Genomic DNA, 14,019 nt, shown 5'->3' on the forward strand with positions numbered 1-14,019 from the left:
CTGCGCTCTGCCCACTGCGCACGGTTCCCGGCACCTCCAGATGCGGCGAGGCGTCCACTGCGCACCCGGCCCACGCACCGGGTCCGCGTGTCCGGACCGTGCACCCACTGCGCGTCCGGCTCGCGTGTCCGACCGTTCGACGTGCCACGGAGCGGCCTGTCCGCCATCGCGCCCGGCTGCGGTTAGCGTCGGGAGCGACAGCCGGCGAGCGGTGCGGAGGGCGTGGTGGCGGAGCGACAGGAGCAGACGGCGCCGGACGCGGTGCCGACGCGGATCGGCCAGGTGGTGATGCTGCACCACGCGGGGGACCGGGAGGAGGCCCGGCAGCGGTTCCTCGGCCTGTGGGCCGAGATCGGCGAGAGCGGCGACCCGCTGCACCGCTGCACTCTGGCCCACTACCTCGCCGACACCCAGGACGAGCCCGAGGACGAACTGGCCTGGGACCTGCGGGCCCTGGCCGCGGCCGAGGAGGTCGCCGGCGACCGGCTCGCGGAGTACGAGGGCTCGCTCGCCGTGCGTGCCCTCTACCCGTCGCTCCAGCTGAGCCTGGCCGCCGACTACGCCCGCCTCGACCGCCCCGACGCCGCCCGCGTCCATCTGCGCCGGGCCAGGGACGCGGCCCGCACCCTGGCCGACGACCGCTACGGCGAGGGCGTGCGGGCCGCCATCCGGCGGCTGGAGACCCGGCTGGGCGAGGACGGAACGCCGGGCGGCTGGGGACCGCCGCGACAGCGGCCGTAGCGGTCGCGGGGCGTCCGTGAGCGGGCGCGTGGGCGCGAGGCGGGGGACCGGCGGGCCGGGTCCGCACGGGGGACCGGCAGGGTGCGTCCGCACCGGAAGAGGCCGCCGGAGCGCGGAAGGAAGCCCGTCGGCTCAGCCGCCGTACATCTGGCGGCAGACGGCCGCCTCCGGGCTGTCCGCACGCCAGCCGCCGTACTGCCGTCCCAGCGCGCACACGTCCGAGTCGCCGGAGCCTGTCGACCCGTCGGGAACCGGCAGGTCCACCGGAGGGCGTCGCGGGGTGTCCTGGTCGGGTACGGCCGTCCCAGGCCGCCCGTTGCGCGCGTCGTCGTCGGCCGGAGTGCGCCGCTGCGGCGTGCGCGTCCCCGGATCGGCGCGACGCGACGGCGACGCCGACGCCTTCGAGCGCCGGGAGGGGCCGATCATCTCCAGCGCCTCGCGTGCCGGTGCCTGCACCACCTGCGTCTCGCCCTGCCCGACCGGACGCGGCTCGGCCGACGGGGACGGGTGGGCCGCCGGGCCGGGTGAGAGGGGACGCTGGACCGTCACACAGCCCGTGAGGGCGGAGACAGCCACGGTCACCAGAAGCGTTGCTGTGGTCGTCGTTCGCTGCACCCGCGCCACTCTGCTGGCTCGGCCCGCCCCCGCGCGGGCGGACAGGCGCGGCATGCCCCGCACGGGTGATGTCCATCCCCGTACGGAGGCCCCTCGCGCACCCGCGGGTGACGTCAGTCGCCGGTCGCGCCGTCGATCCGCTCGCGCAGCAGATCGGCGTGGCCGTTGTGCCGCGCGTACTCCTCGATCATGTGGGTGACGATCCAGCGCAGACTGAACGCCTCACCGGTGTGCCTGCTGCGGCCCCGCGACAGGTCGTCCAGGGCGAAACCGGCGGCATGGCGCCGTGCCGCGTCGATCTCGGCCTGCCAGGTGGCGTACGCCTCCGGCCAGTTGTCCGCCCCGGTGAGGTGGAACTCGCCGTCCGGGTCCTCCTCGGAGTAGTAGAGAGGACCGGCGTCCTCGTCCGCGAGCACCCGGCGGAACCAGTTGCGCTCCACCTCCGCCATGTGCCGCACCAGGCCCATCAGCGACAGCTCGGACGGCGGCACCGACGCGGTGCGCAGCTGCTCGTCGGTGAGTCCCTCGCACTTCCGGGCCAGGGTGCTGCGGTGGTAGTCGAGCCAGCCGTCCAGCATGGTGCGCTCGTCGGCATCGGTCGCGGGTTCCCTGCGCTCGGTCGTCATACGGCCATCCTCGCCCAGCGCCGCCCACCCTCACCAGGCGTTTTCCCCAGCGAGCGGCCCGGCCGGCACCGCCCGCCGGTCCCGGGCCGCTCGCCAGGGCGGTGAGCCGGTCACGGAAGCGGGCGCCGGGGCCCGCCCCACCGCGACGACCGGCCGCCGTATGCTTCCCAGCGGACCGCGGCAGGCAAGGTTGAAGGAGCACTCCAGGTGAAGGTCGGCTGCATCGGACTCGGCGACATCGCGCAGAAGGCCTACCTCCCGGTGCTCGCCGTCCGGCCGGAGGTCGAACTGCACCTGCAGACCCGCACCCCGGCCACCCTCGACCGGGTCGCCGACAGCCTCCACCTGCCGCCCGGGCGACGCCACGCCGACCTCGACGCCCTGCTCGCGCAGGACCTCGACGCGGCCTTCGTGCACGCGCCGACGGACGTCCACCCGCAGATCGTGACCCGGCTCCTCGACGCGGGCGTACCGACGTACGTCGACAAACCGCTCGCCTACGAACTCGCCGACTCCACGCGCCTGGTGACGCTCGCCGAGGAGCGGGCCACCAGCCTCGCCGTCGGCTTCAACCGGCGCTTCGCCCCCGGCTACGTGCAGTGCGCCGACCATCCGCGCGAACTGATCCTGATGCAGAAGAACCGTGTCGGGCTGCCCGAGGACCCGCGCACGATGATCCTCGACGACTTCATCCACGTCGTCGACACCCTGCGCTTCCTGGTGCCCGGACCGGTCGACGACGTGACCGTGCGCGCCCGCACCGAGGGCGGACTGCTGCACCACGTGGTGCTCCAGCTCGCCGGGGACGGCTTCACCGCGCTCGGCGTGATGAACCGGCTCAGCGGTTCGGCGGAGGAGATCCTCGAGGTCTCCGGGCAGGACACCAAGCGCCAGGTGGTCAACCTCGCCGAGGTGATCGACCACAAGGGGCAGCCGACCGTGCGGCGGCGCGGCGACTGGGTGCCGGTGTCCCGGCAGCGCGGCATCGAGCAGGCGGTGCTCGCCTTCCTGGACGCGGTGCGCGCCGGCCGGGTGCTCAGCGCGCGGGACGCGTTGGCGACCCATGAGCTGTGCGAGCGGGTGGTACGGGCCGTTCACGAGCGGTCCGCCTGACGCGCACCGCCTCGCCGGCGCCCCAGAGGGCGAGGATCAGCAGCGCCGCGTACAGCGGCCAGTCACCGAAGCGGACGTAGAGCGTGCTGCCGTGCGCCAGCGGGACCTCGTACACCTGGGCGGCGCTGGTGTCCGTGCCGATCCGCGGGCCGACGCGCTCACCGCTCGGCCCGTACACGGCCGACACGCCCGTCAGAGTCGCGTGCACCATCGGGCGGCCCGTCTCGGCGGCGCGCAGCGCGGCGAGCGAGGCGTGCTGCGCGGGCGCCCAGCTCTGCTGGAACGTCGAGGTGGAGGACTGCGCGAGCAGGACGTCGGCGCCGTCCTCGGCCAGATGCCGGCTCATGTCGGGGAACGCGGACTCGAAGCACACCATGGGTCCGACGACCGGCCCGTTCCCGGTGTCCATCACCACCTGGCGCGAGCCCCGCATGCGGTCCTCGCCGGCGGCCTCGCCCACGGACGTCGCCCAGCCCAGCAGGGAGCGGGCGGGCACGTACTCGCCGAACGGCACCAGCCGCATCTTGTCGTACCGGTCGCCGGTCGGGCCGTCCGGGCCGATCAGCACCGAGCTCTTGTAGATGCCGGGCCGGTCCGAGCGCCGGGCGTCCACGTTGACCAGGATCTCGGCGCCCGTCTCGCGGGAGAGCGCGGCGAGCCGCCGTGCGAGGTCGGGCCGCGACCGCAGGTCGAAGCCGACACTGCTCTCGCCCCAGACGATCAGGTCGAGGTCCTGCCCCACCAGCTCACGCGTGAGCTGCTCCTCGCGGTCGAAGCGGCGTTCCGGGCCGACGACGACACCCGGCTGCACGAGCGCGATCCGCACCCGGTCGTCGATGCCGGGACGGGACGGGAGTGCCCAGGCGGCGGAGGTGGCGGCGGCCGTGGCGACCAGCCCGGCCACGGCCGGCACCCGGCAGCGGGGGAGCGCGACGAGTACGGCCACGGCGACGTTCACGACCACCACCAGGAAGCTCGGCAGCCACACTCCGCCCACCGACGCCAGCCGCAGCGCGGCCTCCACCTCCCACTGGCTCGCGCCGAGCACGCCCCAGGGGCCGCCGAGCCCCTCCCAGGAGCGGACCAGTTCGATCACCGCCCAGCCCGAGGGCACGACGAGGAGCGCGGCCACGACCCGCCCGCCCGACGGCTCCCCGCCGAGCAGCCGCCGCACCAGCCGGCCCCACGGCGCCCACAGCAGCCCCAGCAGGGCGGCGATGACGAACGTGAAGACGTGCAGATTCGGCAGCAGCCAGTGGTGCATGGCCAGCATGAAGCCGAACCCGCCCCACCAGCCGTCGCGGCCCGCCCGCTTCCCCGTCGGAGCGGCACGGACCACCAGGATCCACGGCACCAGGGCGACGGGGGCGAACCACCACAGGGACGGGGCGGGGAAGGCCAGGACGGGCAGGGCGCCCGCGGCCGCGGCGACGGCCGAGCGCCGCCACGGGGAGGTGAGCCAGTGGCCGAGCGTCTTCATACGCCCCTCCCTACCCCGTGGTGCCTCCAGTGTGCGTCCCGGAGGTGATCCGGGCCAGGGCACGCCGGTCCGGCCGGCCACGGCGTCCGCCGCCTGGGCGGGACCTGGCGCTACGGTGGCGCCGGGACCGGCACGCGGCCGTCCCGGCACGGGCGGCACAGGGAGCGCGCGATGACGGCGGGAACGGGCAGGGTGGTCTGCGACATCACGGTCTCGGCCGACGGGTACGCGGCCGGCCTCCACCAGAGCGAGGAGCGCCCGTTCGGCGACGACGGGGGCGACGGCACGGGCAGCGCTCTGCACGCCTGGATGTTCGACACGCCCGACGAGAACCGGGCCGAGGCCGACCGGGTGCTGGACGCCAAGGCGTTCATCATGGGGCGCAACATGTTCGGCCCGGTGCGCGGTGCGTGGGACCGGCCGTGGAACGGCTGGTGGGGAGACGATCCGCCGTTCCACGCACCGGTGTTCGTCCTCACCCACCACGCGCGCGAGCCGCAGCCGATGGACGGCGGCACGACCTACCACTTCGTCACCGACGGCATCGCGTCCGCGGCGGCCCGGGCCCGCGCGGTGGACGGCGCGGGCGACGTCACGGTCCTCGGCGGCGCCACCACCATCAACCAGTACCTCTCGGCCGGCCTGGTCGACGAACTGCGGCTGCACATCGTGCCGCTCACGCTCGGCGCGGGCACGCGGCTGTTCGACGGCGTCCCGCCGCTGCGCCTGGAACAGCTGAGCGCCCGCCCGGCCACGCTGGTCACCCACGTGACCTACCGCGTACTGCACTGACCCCGGGCCGGTCACGAAAGCTCGCGCCGGCTCTGCCGGGTGGTTTCCGCGGGGTGGTCGGGGTCCGGGCCGGTCACGGAGGTCCGTGTCGGCTCTGCCGGGTGGTTTCCGCGGGGCGGTCGGCGCACGGGCCGGTCACGGAAGCCCGTGCCCACTCCGCCCGGCGCACCCGCGCGGCAGCCGGCTCCCCGGCCTCCGGGCCCGTCGCCGCGACGGCGACGGGCTCCAGCGTCCCCCTGCGGACGCGCGTACCGGACGACGGCCGATCCCACCGCGGCGGCGCGTGACCGGATGCGGGTGGCCGGGCCCCGCGGCGACGGCGGCTCCGTGCGTCTGCGAATCTGAGGATCTTCGTCCCGCGCAAGATGCCAGGAGGTCCTCATGAAGCGTCTGGTCACCGTGGTCACCGGCGGCGGCCGGGGAATCGGGGCCGCGACCTGTCTGCGGCTCGCCGCGCAGGGCCATGACGTCGTCGTGAACCACGTCCGCGACTCCGACGCCGCCGAGGCGGTGGCGCAGGGGGTGCGGGCCGCCGGGGCGCGCGCGATCACCGTGCGCGCGGACGTCTCCGTCGAGGCGGACGTGGAGCGGCTCTTCGACGTCGCGGAGCGGGAACTCGGGCCGCTCACCGGGCTGGTGAACAACGCGGCGGTGACCGGGCCGCTCGGGCGGTTCACCGACGTCACGACCGACACCCTGCGACGCGTCGTGGACGTCAACCTCATGGGCACGCTGCTGTGTACGCGGCGGGCGGCGCAGCTGATGACGCCCCGGGGCGGCGGCGTGATCGTGAACGTCTCCTCGGGCGCCGCGACCCTCGGCAGCCCCGGCGAGTACGTCCACTACGCGGCGACCAAGGCCGCCGTCGACGCCCTGACGCTCGGGCTGGCCAAGGAACTGGGCCCGGACGGGATCCGCGTCAACGCGGTCGCGCCGGGAGTCGTCGACACCGAGATGCACGCCGCCATGGGCGCGCCGGACCGGGCCCGGCAGATGGGCGGGGCGGTGCCGCTGGGGCGTGCGGGGCGGGCCGAGGAGATCGCGGCGGCCGTGGCCTGGCTGATGTCACCGGACGCGTCGTACACGACGGGCGCGGTGCTGCGGGTCGCGGGCGGACGCTGAGGCGGGCCGCCGGGGTGCCGGCCGGGCAGCCGGGTTGCGTGCGCCGACCGGAGTGGAGGGCCGGACCGAGCCGGCCCGGGCAGTGCGGGCGGGACCGGCCCGGCAGTGCGGGCGGGGCCGAACGGGCTCGATCGTGCGGGCGGGCCCGGCCGAGCGGGCTCTGTCGGTGCGGGCCGTGCGGGCCCGGTTGTCCGGCCGCGAGGTGTCAGGCCGCCTCGACGACCTGTCCGTTGATCGCCGCCGCCCACTCCACCACGAGCAACTCGTACTCCGCGCGCTCCTGGGCGGACAGGGAGCCGCCCGAGCGCCGCCACAGCGCGCGGATCTGCTCATTGACCTCCGCGGCGGACCGCACGGAACCAGGGGTCATTAAATCGGGGGACATGCCCACAAGCCTAGGGCCAACGACTGACAGCGCGCTACCGGACGGCTACGCGTCACGTATGTCCTCGGTCACGTGCCCGGGACACGTGCTCCCGGCTCAGCCCGCCGACTCCGCCGCGTGCGGGCTGAGGACGCCCAGGGAGACCAGGACGATGATGACGACGCCGAGCGCGATGCGGTACCAGACGAACGGCATGAAGCTCTTGGTCGAGATGAACTTCATGAACCAGGCGATCACCGCGTAGCCGGTCACGAAGGCGATCACCGTGGCGAACGCCGTCGGCCCCCAGGAGACGTGCCCGCCCTCCGCCGCGTCCTTCAGCTCGAACAGGCCGGAGGCGAGCACCGCCGGGATCGCCAGCAGGAAGGAGTAGCGGGCCGCGGCCTCGCGCCGGTAGCCCATGAAGAGGCCGCCGCTGATGGTGGCGCCGGAGCGGGAGACACCCGGGATGAGGGCCATGGCCTGGCAGACGCCGTAGATCAGTCCGTCCTTGACGGTCAGGTCGCCGAGCTCCTTGCGCTGCTTGGCGACCCGGTGCCGGCCGCCGCTCTCGTCGCGCGCCGCCAGACGGTCCGCGACACCCAGCACGATGCCCATGCCGATCAGCATCGCCGCGGTGAGCCGCAGATCACGGAACGGCCCCTCGATCTGCTCCTTGAGCGTCACGCCGAGCACACCGATCGGGATCGAGCCGACGATGACGAGCCAGCCCATGCGGGCGTCGTGGTCCTGCCGCATCTCCTTGTTCGTCAGCGAGCGGGTCCAGGCGGACAGGATGCGTCCGATGTCCTTGCGGAAGTAGATCAGCACCGCGGCCTCCGTGCCGATCTGGGTGATCGCGGTGAAGGCCGCGCCCGGGTCCTCCCAGCCGGAGAAGGCCGCGGTCAGCCGCAGGTGCGCGCTGGAGGAGACGGGAAGGAACTCGGTCAGCCCCTGGACGAGTCCGAGGATGAGTGATTCAAACCAAGACATGAGGTAGCGGAGTCCAAGTGCCGACGTGGAACGGACGAAGGGCACACCCACCGCACCGCCGTGTGCGGTGATCGATGATCAGGTGTGTCGAGGGGGAAGCGTAGCGCCCCAAGATGAAGGCCCGACAACAGGGCCGCCGGCCGGTGGGCCGCACCGGCGGGGGCGTCCCGCCCGGGCGCGGCGGCTCAGGCCGCCGTCGGGCCGGTCGTCGTCCAGCCGGAGGCCTGCGGGTGCGCGGTGAGGTCCTCGTGGCGCACCTCGTCGCCGCAGGCCCGGCACGTGACGACCGGCACGAACTCGTGGCCGCAGACGTGCTCCATCACCATCGGCAGGTCGCCGTCCCGGTGCAGATGCCGGTCGCCCCACTCCTTCAGGGTCAGCAGCACGGGCTCCAGCTCCAGGCCCGCCCGGGTGGGCCGGTACTCGAAGCGCCGCGGGCGCTCGCTGTACGGGGACTTGGTCAGGATCCCGGCCTCGACCAGCCGCTTCAGCCGCGTCGCCAGGATGTCGCGCGGCGCTCCGATGTTGCGCACCAGCTGGTCGAAACGGCCGTTGCCGAGGCACACCTCGCGCAGGACCAGCAGGGAGTACTTCTCGCCGACCAGGGCGAGCGCATCGGCGATCGAGCAGGGGCGCGGGTCCTTGGAAACGGCCATGCGGCCCATTCTAGGTGAGGGTTGGAATTTCAAACTGACAGGGCTATGGTGAGTTCGGATTTCCTACTCACCGGTAGTCGATGCTGATCCGTCCGGACGCGACCGCCCGGGCGGTCGAGGAGGCCCGCACCATGCGTGACGCAGTCGTCGTCGAAGCCGTACGCACCCCGATCGGCAAGGGCAAGCCGAACGGCGCCCTCGCCCACGTCCACCCCGTCGAACTCCTCGCCCACACCCTGCGCACCCTCGTCGAGCGTTCCGGTGTCGACCCGGAACTGATCGACGACGTCATCGGCGGCACCGTCGACCAGGTCGGTGAGCAGGCCATGAACACCACCCGCTACGCCGTCCTGTCCGCCGGACTGCCCGAGTCCGTCCCGGCCACCACCGTGGACCGCCAGTGCGGCTCCTCCCAGCAGGCCGTGCACTTCGCCGCGCAGGGCGTCCTCTCCGGCGCGTACGACCTGGTCGTGGCCTGCGGGGTCGAGTCCATGAGCCGCGTGCCGATGTGGTCCAACGTGCCGGCCGCAAGGACCCCTTCGGCCCCGGCGTCGCCGCGCGCTACCCCGAGGGTCTCGTCCCGCAGGGCATCAGCGCCGAACTCATCGCCGCCAAGTGGTCGCTCGGCCGCGAGCAGCTGGACACCTTCGCCGTCTCCTCGCACCGCAAGGCCGCCGCGGCCTGGGACGCGGGCCTGTTCGACGCCGAGGTGGCGCCCCTGGACGGCGTCACGCGCGACGAGTGCGTACGGCCGGACAGCACCGTCGACACCCTGGCCGGCCTCCGCCCCGCCTACCACGACGCGGCCTTCGCCGAACGCTTCCCACAGATCGAGTGGAACGTCACCGCAGGCAACGCCAGCCCGATCAACGACGGCGCCTCCGCCGTCCTGATCACGTCGAGCGAGATAGCCGCCCGCCTCGGCCTGCGTCCGCTCGCCCGGCTGCACAGCTTCGCCGTCACCGGCTCCGACCCGCTGCTGATGCTCACCGGCGTCGTCCCGGCCACCGAGAAGGTGCTGCGCCGCGCCTCCCTGTCGCTCGACGACATCGACCTGTTCGAGGTCAACGAGGCGTTCTCCAGCGTGGTGCTGGCCTGGCAGCAGGAGACCGGCGCCGACCCCGCCAAGGTCAATGTGCACGGCGGCGCCATCGCCCTCGGCCACCCGCTCGGCGCCAGCGGCACCCGGCTGACCACCACCCTGGTCCACGCGATGCGCGAACGCGGCGCCCGCTACGCCCTGCAGACCATGTGCGAGGCCGGCGGGCTCGCCAACGCCATGGTCCTCGAACGGGTCTGACGCGGTACCGGCCGGTTCACCGTCCGCGCAGCCGGTGCCGCTTGCGCCACGCCACCGCAGCCCCCGCCAGGCCCGGCACGGCGATGCAGGCCAGCGCGATCAGGAAGGCCGGGGACGTCGGCGTGGAGGCGCGGGCGCCGGCCACCACGTAGGCGGCGGTGTTCGGGATGGAGCCGAGCGCCGTCGCCAGCAGGAACGGCAGCAGGCGCATGCGCGAGACGGCCGCGCAGTAGTTCGAGGCGGCGAACGGGACGCCCGGGAAGAGCCGGGCCGCCAGCATCGAGCGGAAGCCGTGCCGGCTCAGCTGGTGGTCCGCCGCCTTCAGCCAGCGTCCGCGCAGCAGCGGACGCAGCGCGTCCTGGCCGAGCCCCCGCCCCAGACAGAACGCCAGCCCCGCGCCGAACACCGTGCCGCCCAGCGCGGCAACCAGCCCCAGCTGCGTCCCGAACAGCGCGCCCGCGGCGAGGTTCAGCAGCGGGCGCGGCACGAACGCCACCGTGCACACGCCGTAGGCCACCGCGTACGCCACCACCGCCGCGGTCCCGCCGAGGTGCGCCGGCCAGCCGTCGGTCAGCAGCCGCTGCGGCTGGAAGGCCAGCACCAGCGACGCCGCGGCGGCGAGCAGCACGACGAGCAGCGACAGCCGCGCCCACGGCGACAACAGGACTCTGGCGCAGCGGGCGGCGGGGCCCGTGGCGGTGACGAGCGTGGGAGCGGCCGCGGGGACGGCGGCCGTGAGGTCGGTGGTGGCCCGGGGAGAGGCCGTGGCGGTGCCCCCAGAGCGGGTGGTGGCATCGAGCATCCGGTGACACTAACCGACATATGTGTGTGATCGCCGTAGTGTTCGTCTCATGGGCGTAACAGGGGAAGGAACAACGGCCCGGACTCCGCGCGTACCGGACAGCGGGCTCGCCGACACCGTGCTGGAGCGGCTCACCGCCGTGTACGGCGCCGCGGCCGACCCGGAACGCGCCGTGGCGATGCGCGCGTACATGAAGGACGTCGCGCCCTTCCTCGGTCTGGCCACCCCGGACCGCCGCAGCCTGTCCCGCACCGTCCTGGAAGGGCTGCCCCGGCCCGGCGAGAACGACTGCGCCGCCGTCGCCCTGCGCTGCTGGGAGCTGCCCGAGCGCGAGTACCACTACTTCGCCGTGGACTACCTGCGCCGTCACGTACGGCACTGCTCGTCCGGCTTCCTGCCCGTCGCCCGGCACCTGGTCACCACCGTCCCGTGGTGGGACACCGTCGACCTGCTCGCCGCGCACGTCGTCGGGGCGCTGGTCGCCGCCGACCCCGCGCTCGCCGCCGAGATGGACGACTGGATCGGCGACGACGACCTCTGGCTCGCCCGCACCGCCCTGCTGCACCAGCTGCGCTTCAAGGAGCGCACCGACACCCGGCGCCTGTTCGACTACTGCCTGCGCCGGTCCGGCCACCCGGACTTCTTCGTCCGCAAGGCGATCGGCTGGTCCCTGCGCGAGTACGCCAAGACCGACCCGGACGCCGTCCGCGCGTTCCTGGCGCGCGAGCAGCAGCGGTTCGCGCCGCTGTCGGTCCGGGAGGCGCTGAGGAACATCGGCGCCTAGGGTCTGTCGTTTGGATCAGGTCGGCTGGGAGACGCAGCGCTTCTCAGCCCACCCGAGCGGGGCGTGGTGCGTGCAGCTGCAAGGCGGAGGAGGGCGGCGACGCGGAGCGTCGACAACCGACGACAACGCTGCAGATGTGCGTGCCACGCCCCGCGAAACCGACATGATCCAAACGACAGACCCTAGCCGGCCACCGTGCGCAACGGCCCGCCGCGGAAAACCATTCGACGCGGCGGGCGTCGTCGGCAATGATCGACGTCATGTTCCGGTACGCCTTCCACCTCGCAGCATCCGCGGTCGCGGATGCCCCGAAGGCTGCCGTTCCCGCTCTCCTGGCCGCCGTCGACGGCGCCCGAAGCTGACCCTCCCCGGATCGTCCGGCGGACCCCGCAGGGGGAGGGTCGGCACCTTCCGGGGGTCCCCGTCCCGCCGCCCGCCGCATCCGCCGCGCGCCGGGACGCTCACGCGTCATCACCGAGAGGCTTCGAGGTACCGCCATGTCCAAGACGGCGTACGTCCGCACCAAACCGCATCTGAACATCGGCACGATGGGCCATGTCGACCACGGCAAGACCACCCTGACCGCCGCCATCACCAAGGTCCTCGCCGAGCGCGGCTCCGGCAGCTTCGTCCCGTTCGACCGCATCGACCGGGCCCCGGAGGAGGCGGCGCGCGGCATCACCATCAACATCGCGCACGTCGAGTACGAGACGGACACCCGGCACTACGCGCACGTCGACATGCCCGGCCACGCCGACTACGTCAAGAACATGGTCACCGGCGCCGCGCAGCTCGACGGGGCGATCCTCGTCGTCTCCGCGCTCGACGGGATCATGCCGCAGACCGCCGAGCACGTGCTGCTCGCCCGGCAGGTGGGCGTGAACCACATCGTGATCGCGATCAACAAGGCCGACGCCGGGGACGAGGAGCTGACCGACCTGGTCGAGCTGGAGGTCCGCGACCTGCTCTCCGCGCACGGCTACGGCGGTGACTCCGCGCCCGTCGTCCGGGTCTCCGGGCTGAAGGCGCTGGAGGGCGACCCGCGCTGGACGGCCTCGATCGACGCGCTGCTCGACGCGGTGGACACCTATGTGCCCATGCCCGAGCGGTACCTGGACGCGCCGTTCCTGCTGCCGGTGGAGAACGTGCTCACCATCACCGGCCGGGGCACCGTCGTCACCGGCGCCGTGGAGCGCGGCACGATCCGCGTCGGCGAGCGGGTCCAGGTGCTCGGCGCCGAGGTGGAGACCGTGGTGACCGGCCTGGAGACCTTCGGCAAGCCCATGGCGGAGGCGCAGGCCGGGGACAACGTGGCCCTGCTGCTGCGCGGGGTGCCGCGCGACGCGGTGCGGCGCGGGCACGTGGTGGCCGCGCCGGGCAGCGTGGTGCCGAGCCGGCGCTTCACCGCGCAGGTGTACGTGCTGTCGGCCCGCGAGGGCGGCCGTACGACACCGGTGTCGACCGGGTACCGGCCGCAGTTCTACATCCGCACCGCGGACGTGGTCGGCGACGTCGACCTCGGCGAGGCGGCCGTCGCCAGGCCCGGGGACACGGTCACGATGACCGTGGAGCTGGGCCGCGAGGTGCCGCTGGAGCCGGGCCTCGGCTTCGCGATCCGTGAGGGCGGCCGCACGGTCGGCGCCGGCACGGTGACGGAGGTCGGCTGAACGGCGCGGCTGCCCGCTCCCGGTGAGGGGGCGGGCAGCCGCACGCACGGGCGGCGGCACAATGTGACGGTGAGCGAGCCCATCCCCGTGACCCGTGTCGTCGATCACGGCACCGCCAAGCTGATGCCCGACGTCGACCGGGAGCGCGCCTGGCTGCTGACCGTGGACGGGGCGCCGCAGTCGTACGTCGACCTGGACGAGCCGACGCACCTGGAGTTCGAGTACGCCCGGCGGCTCGGGCACCTCCTCGACATCGTCGCCGAGCCCGGACGGCCGCTGGACGCGCTGCACCTCGGCGGCGGTGCGCTGACCCTGCCCCGCTACCTGGCCGCCACCCGGCCGGGCTCCCGGCAGCACGTCGTCGAGGCCGACGGCCGGCTGCTCGACCTGGTCGCCGAACAGCTGCCGCTGCCGACCGGCTCCCGTGTCGCGCTGCACGCGGCGGACGCCCGGGCATGGCTGGAGGCGGCGCCCGACGCCGGCGCGGACGTCCTCGTCGCCGACGTCTTCGGCGGTTCACGGGTCCCGGCGCATCTGACCTCCGTGGTTTACGTCCGGGAGGCGGCGCGCGTGCTGCGGCCCGGCGGGGTCTACCTCGCCAACCTCGCGGACGCGGCGCCGTTCGCCTTCCTGCGGTCCCAACTGGCCACCCTGGCCACGCAGTTCGAGGAGCTGGTGCTGATCGCCGAACCGGGCGTGCTGCGCGGTCGGCGCTTCGGCAACACGGTGCTGGCCGCCGCACACCACCCGCTGGACATCGCCGCGCTGTCCCGCCGCACCGCCGCCGACGCCTTCCCGGCCCGGGTCGAACACGGCGCGGCCCTGCGGGACTTCATCGACGGCGCCCGCCCGGTGCGGGACGAGGACGCGGTCCCCTCACCCGAGCCGCCCGAGGGTGCCTTCGGCATCGGCTGAACAGCGTCCGGGCGCGGGCCGCTGTGCTGTCGGGCTGCGACGAGCGCTT

The 14,019-nt window shown here is 73.9% G+C and carries 14 protein-coding genes and 1 pseudogene; 8 read left to right on the forward strand and 7 right to left on the reverse strand.

The window, feature by feature from the left end:
• The first annotated feature begins 225 nt into the window (after positions 1–225).
• A complete protein-coding gene (locus tag FGW31_RS29880) occupies positions 226–741 on the forward strand; it encodes a hypothetical protein (RefSeq protein WP_142196661.1) in 516 nt (171 codons plus the stop codon).
• 132 nt (positions 742–873) lie between these two features.
• Here the strand turns inward: FGW31_RS29880 and FGW31_RS29885 are convergent, their stop codons facing one another.
• Together FGW31_RS29885 and FGW31_RS29890 are read right to left on the reverse strand one after the other, a co-directional pair.
• Positions 874–1,317 (reverse strand): hypothetical protein, encoded by a 444-nt coding sequence (locus tag FGW31_RS29885; protein WP_233452590.1) that lies wholly within the window; start codon positions 1,315–1,317, stop codon positions 874–876.
• A gap of 152 nt (positions 1,318–1,469) precedes the next feature.
• Positions 1,470–1,982, reverse strand: coding sequence for a DinB family protein (locus FGW31_RS29890; RefSeq protein WP_142196662.1), 513 nt, complete (start codon positions 1,980–1,982; stop codon positions 1,470–1,472).
• Positions 1,983–2,189: 207 nt separating this feature from the next.
• Between FGW31_RS29890 and FGW31_RS29895 the strand changes: the two genes are divergently transcribed.
• On the forward strand, positions 2,190–3,095 hold the full coding sequence (locus FGW31_RS29895) for a Gfo/Idh/MocA family protein (RefSeq protein WP_142196663.1): 906 nt from the start codon (positions 2,190–2,192) through the stop codon (positions 3,093–3,095).
• On the opposite strand, the gene lnt is transcribed toward FGW31_RS29895, so the two are convergent.
• On the reverse strand, positions 3,019–4,575 hold the full coding sequence (lnt, locus tag FGW31_RS29900) for an apolipoprotein N-acyltransferase (protein WP_142196664.1): 1,557 nt from the start codon (positions 4,573–4,575) through the stop codon (positions 3,019–3,021). The genes FGW31_RS29895 and lnt overlap by 77 nt on opposite strands.
• Positions 4,576–4,746: 171 nt before the next feature.
• Between lnt and FGW31_RS29905 the strand changes: the two genes are divergently transcribed.
• Together FGW31_RS29905 and FGW31_RS29910 are read left to right on the forward strand one after the other, a co-directional pair.
• Entirely contained in the window at positions 4,747–5,367 is a 621-nt protein-coding gene (locus tag FGW31_RS29905) for a dihydrofolate reductase family protein (protein ID WP_142196665.1), read from the forward strand.
• 381 nt (positions 5,368–5,748) lie between these two features.
• Positions 5,749–6,489, forward strand: a complete 741-nt coding sequence (locus FGW31_RS29910; protein WP_142196666.1) for an SDR family NAD(P)-dependent oxidoreductase — start codon at positions 5,749–5,751, stop codon at positions 6,487–6,489.
• Between the two features lie 205 nt (positions 6,490–6,694).
• On the opposite strand, the gene FGW31_RS29915 is transcribed toward FGW31_RS29910, so the two are convergent.
• The 3 genes from FGW31_RS29915 to FGW31_RS29925 form a co-directional block, all read right to left on the reverse strand.
• A complete protein-coding gene (locus FGW31_RS29915; RefSeq protein WP_142196667.1) occupies positions 6,695–6,874 on the reverse strand; it encodes a hypothetical protein in 180 nt (59 codons plus the stop codon).
• Between the two features lie 96 nt (positions 6,875–6,970).
• On the reverse strand, positions 6,971–7,846 hold the full coding sequence (locus tag FGW31_RS29920; RefSeq protein WP_142196668.1) for an undecaprenyl-diphosphate phosphatase: 876 nt from the start codon (positions 7,844–7,846) through the stop codon (positions 6,971–6,973).
• A 185-nt stretch (positions 7,847–8,031) separates the two neighbouring features.
• Positions 8,032–8,502, reverse strand: a complete 471-nt coding sequence (locus FGW31_RS29925; protein ID WP_142196669.1) for a winged helix-turn-helix transcriptional regulator — start codon at positions 8,500–8,502, stop codon at positions 8,032–8,034.
• A 131-nt stretch (positions 8,503–8,633) separates the two neighbouring features.
• Between FGW31_RS29925 and FGW31_RS29930 the strand changes: the two are divergent.
• A pseudogene (locus tag FGW31_RS29930) lies at positions 8,634–9,802 on the forward strand (thiolase family protein).
• A gap of 16 nt (positions 9,803–9,818) precedes the next feature.
• Here the strand turns inward: FGW31_RS29930 and FGW31_RS29935 are convergent.
• Positions 9,819–10,604 (reverse strand): TVP38/TMEM64 family protein, encoded by a 786-nt coding sequence (locus tag FGW31_RS29935; RefSeq protein WP_142196670.1) that lies wholly within the window; start codon positions 10,602–10,604, stop codon positions 9,819–9,821.
• Positions 10,605–10,653: 49 nt separating this feature from the next.
• Here FGW31_RS29935 and FGW31_RS29940 point away from each other — a divergent pair, with 49 nt between their 5' ends.
• From FGW31_RS29940 to FGW31_RS29950, 3 genes are all read left to right on the forward strand, one after another.
• The gene (locus FGW31_RS29940; RefSeq protein WP_142196671.1) at positions 10,654–11,388 is read left to right on the forward strand and encodes a DNA alkylation repair protein; all 735 of its coding nucleotides are present in this window, start codon (positions 10,654–10,656) and stop codon (positions 11,386–11,388) included.
• A gap of 497 nt (positions 11,389–11,885) precedes the next feature.
• Positions 11,886–13,055 carry an elongation factor Tu gene (tuf, locus tag FGW31_RS29945; RefSeq protein ID WP_142196672.1) on the forward strand — a complete coding sequence of 390 codons (1,170 nt, stop codon included), beginning with the start codon at positions 11,886–11,888 and terminating at the stop codon, positions 13,053–13,055.
• A gap of 69 nt (positions 13,056–13,124) precedes the next feature.
• On the forward strand, positions 13,125–13,970 hold the full coding sequence (locus tag FGW31_RS29950) for a spermidine synthase (protein ID WP_142196673.1): 846 nt from the start codon (positions 13,125–13,127) through the stop codon (positions 13,968–13,970).
• The last annotated feature ends 49 nt before the right edge of the window (positions 13,971–14,019 follow it).

It is taken from the genome of Streptomyces calvus (assembly GCF_006782915.1).
GTDB lineage: Bacteria > Actinomycetota > Actinomycetes > Streptomycetales > Streptomycetaceae > Streptomyces > Streptomyces calvus.

What these genes read in the sequence shown, in the direction of transcription:
- lnt (WP_142196664.1), bottom strand. Translation starts at nt 4,575, where the DNA reads ATGAAGACGCTCGGCCACTGGCTCACCTCCCCGTGGCGGCGCTCGGCC.
- FGW31_RS29935 (WP_142196670.1), bottom strand. Translation starts at nt 10,604, where the DNA reads ATGCTCGATGCCACCACCCGCTCTGGGGGCACCGCCACGGCCTCTCCC.
- FGW31_RS29905 (WP_142196665.1), top strand. Translation starts at nt 4,747, where the DNA reads ATGACGGCGGGAACGGGCAGGGTGGTCTGCGACATCACGGTCTCGGCC.
- tuf (WP_142196672.1), top strand. Translation starts at nt 11,886, where the DNA reads ATGTCCAAGACGGCGTACGTCCGCACCAAACCGCATCTGAACATCGGC.
- FGW31_RS29910 (WP_142196666.1), top strand. Translation starts at nt 5,749, where the DNA reads ATGAAGCGTCTGGTCACCGTGGTCACCGGCGGCGGCCGGGGAATCGGG.
- FGW31_RS29925 (WP_142196669.1), bottom strand. Translation starts at nt 8,502, where the DNA reads ATGGCCGTTTCCAAGGACCCGCGCCCCTGCTCGATCGCCGATGCGCTC.
- FGW31_RS29915 (WP_142196667.1), bottom strand. Translation starts at nt 6,874, where the DNA reads ATGTCCCCCGATTTAATGACCCCTGGTTCCGTGCGGTCCGCCGCGGAG.
- FGW31_RS29940 (WP_142196671.1), top strand. Translation starts at nt 10,654, where the DNA reads ATGGGCGTAACAGGGGAAGGAACAACGGCCCGGACTCCGCGCGTACCG.
- FGW31_RS29890 (WP_142196662.1), bottom strand. Translation starts at nt 1,982, where the DNA reads ATGACGACCGAGCGCAGGGAACCCGCGACCGATGCCGACGAGCGCACC.
- FGW31_RS29920 (WP_142196668.1), bottom strand. Translation starts at nt 7,846, where the DNA reads ATGTCTTGGTTTGAATCACTCATCCTCGGACTCGTCCAGGGGCTGACC.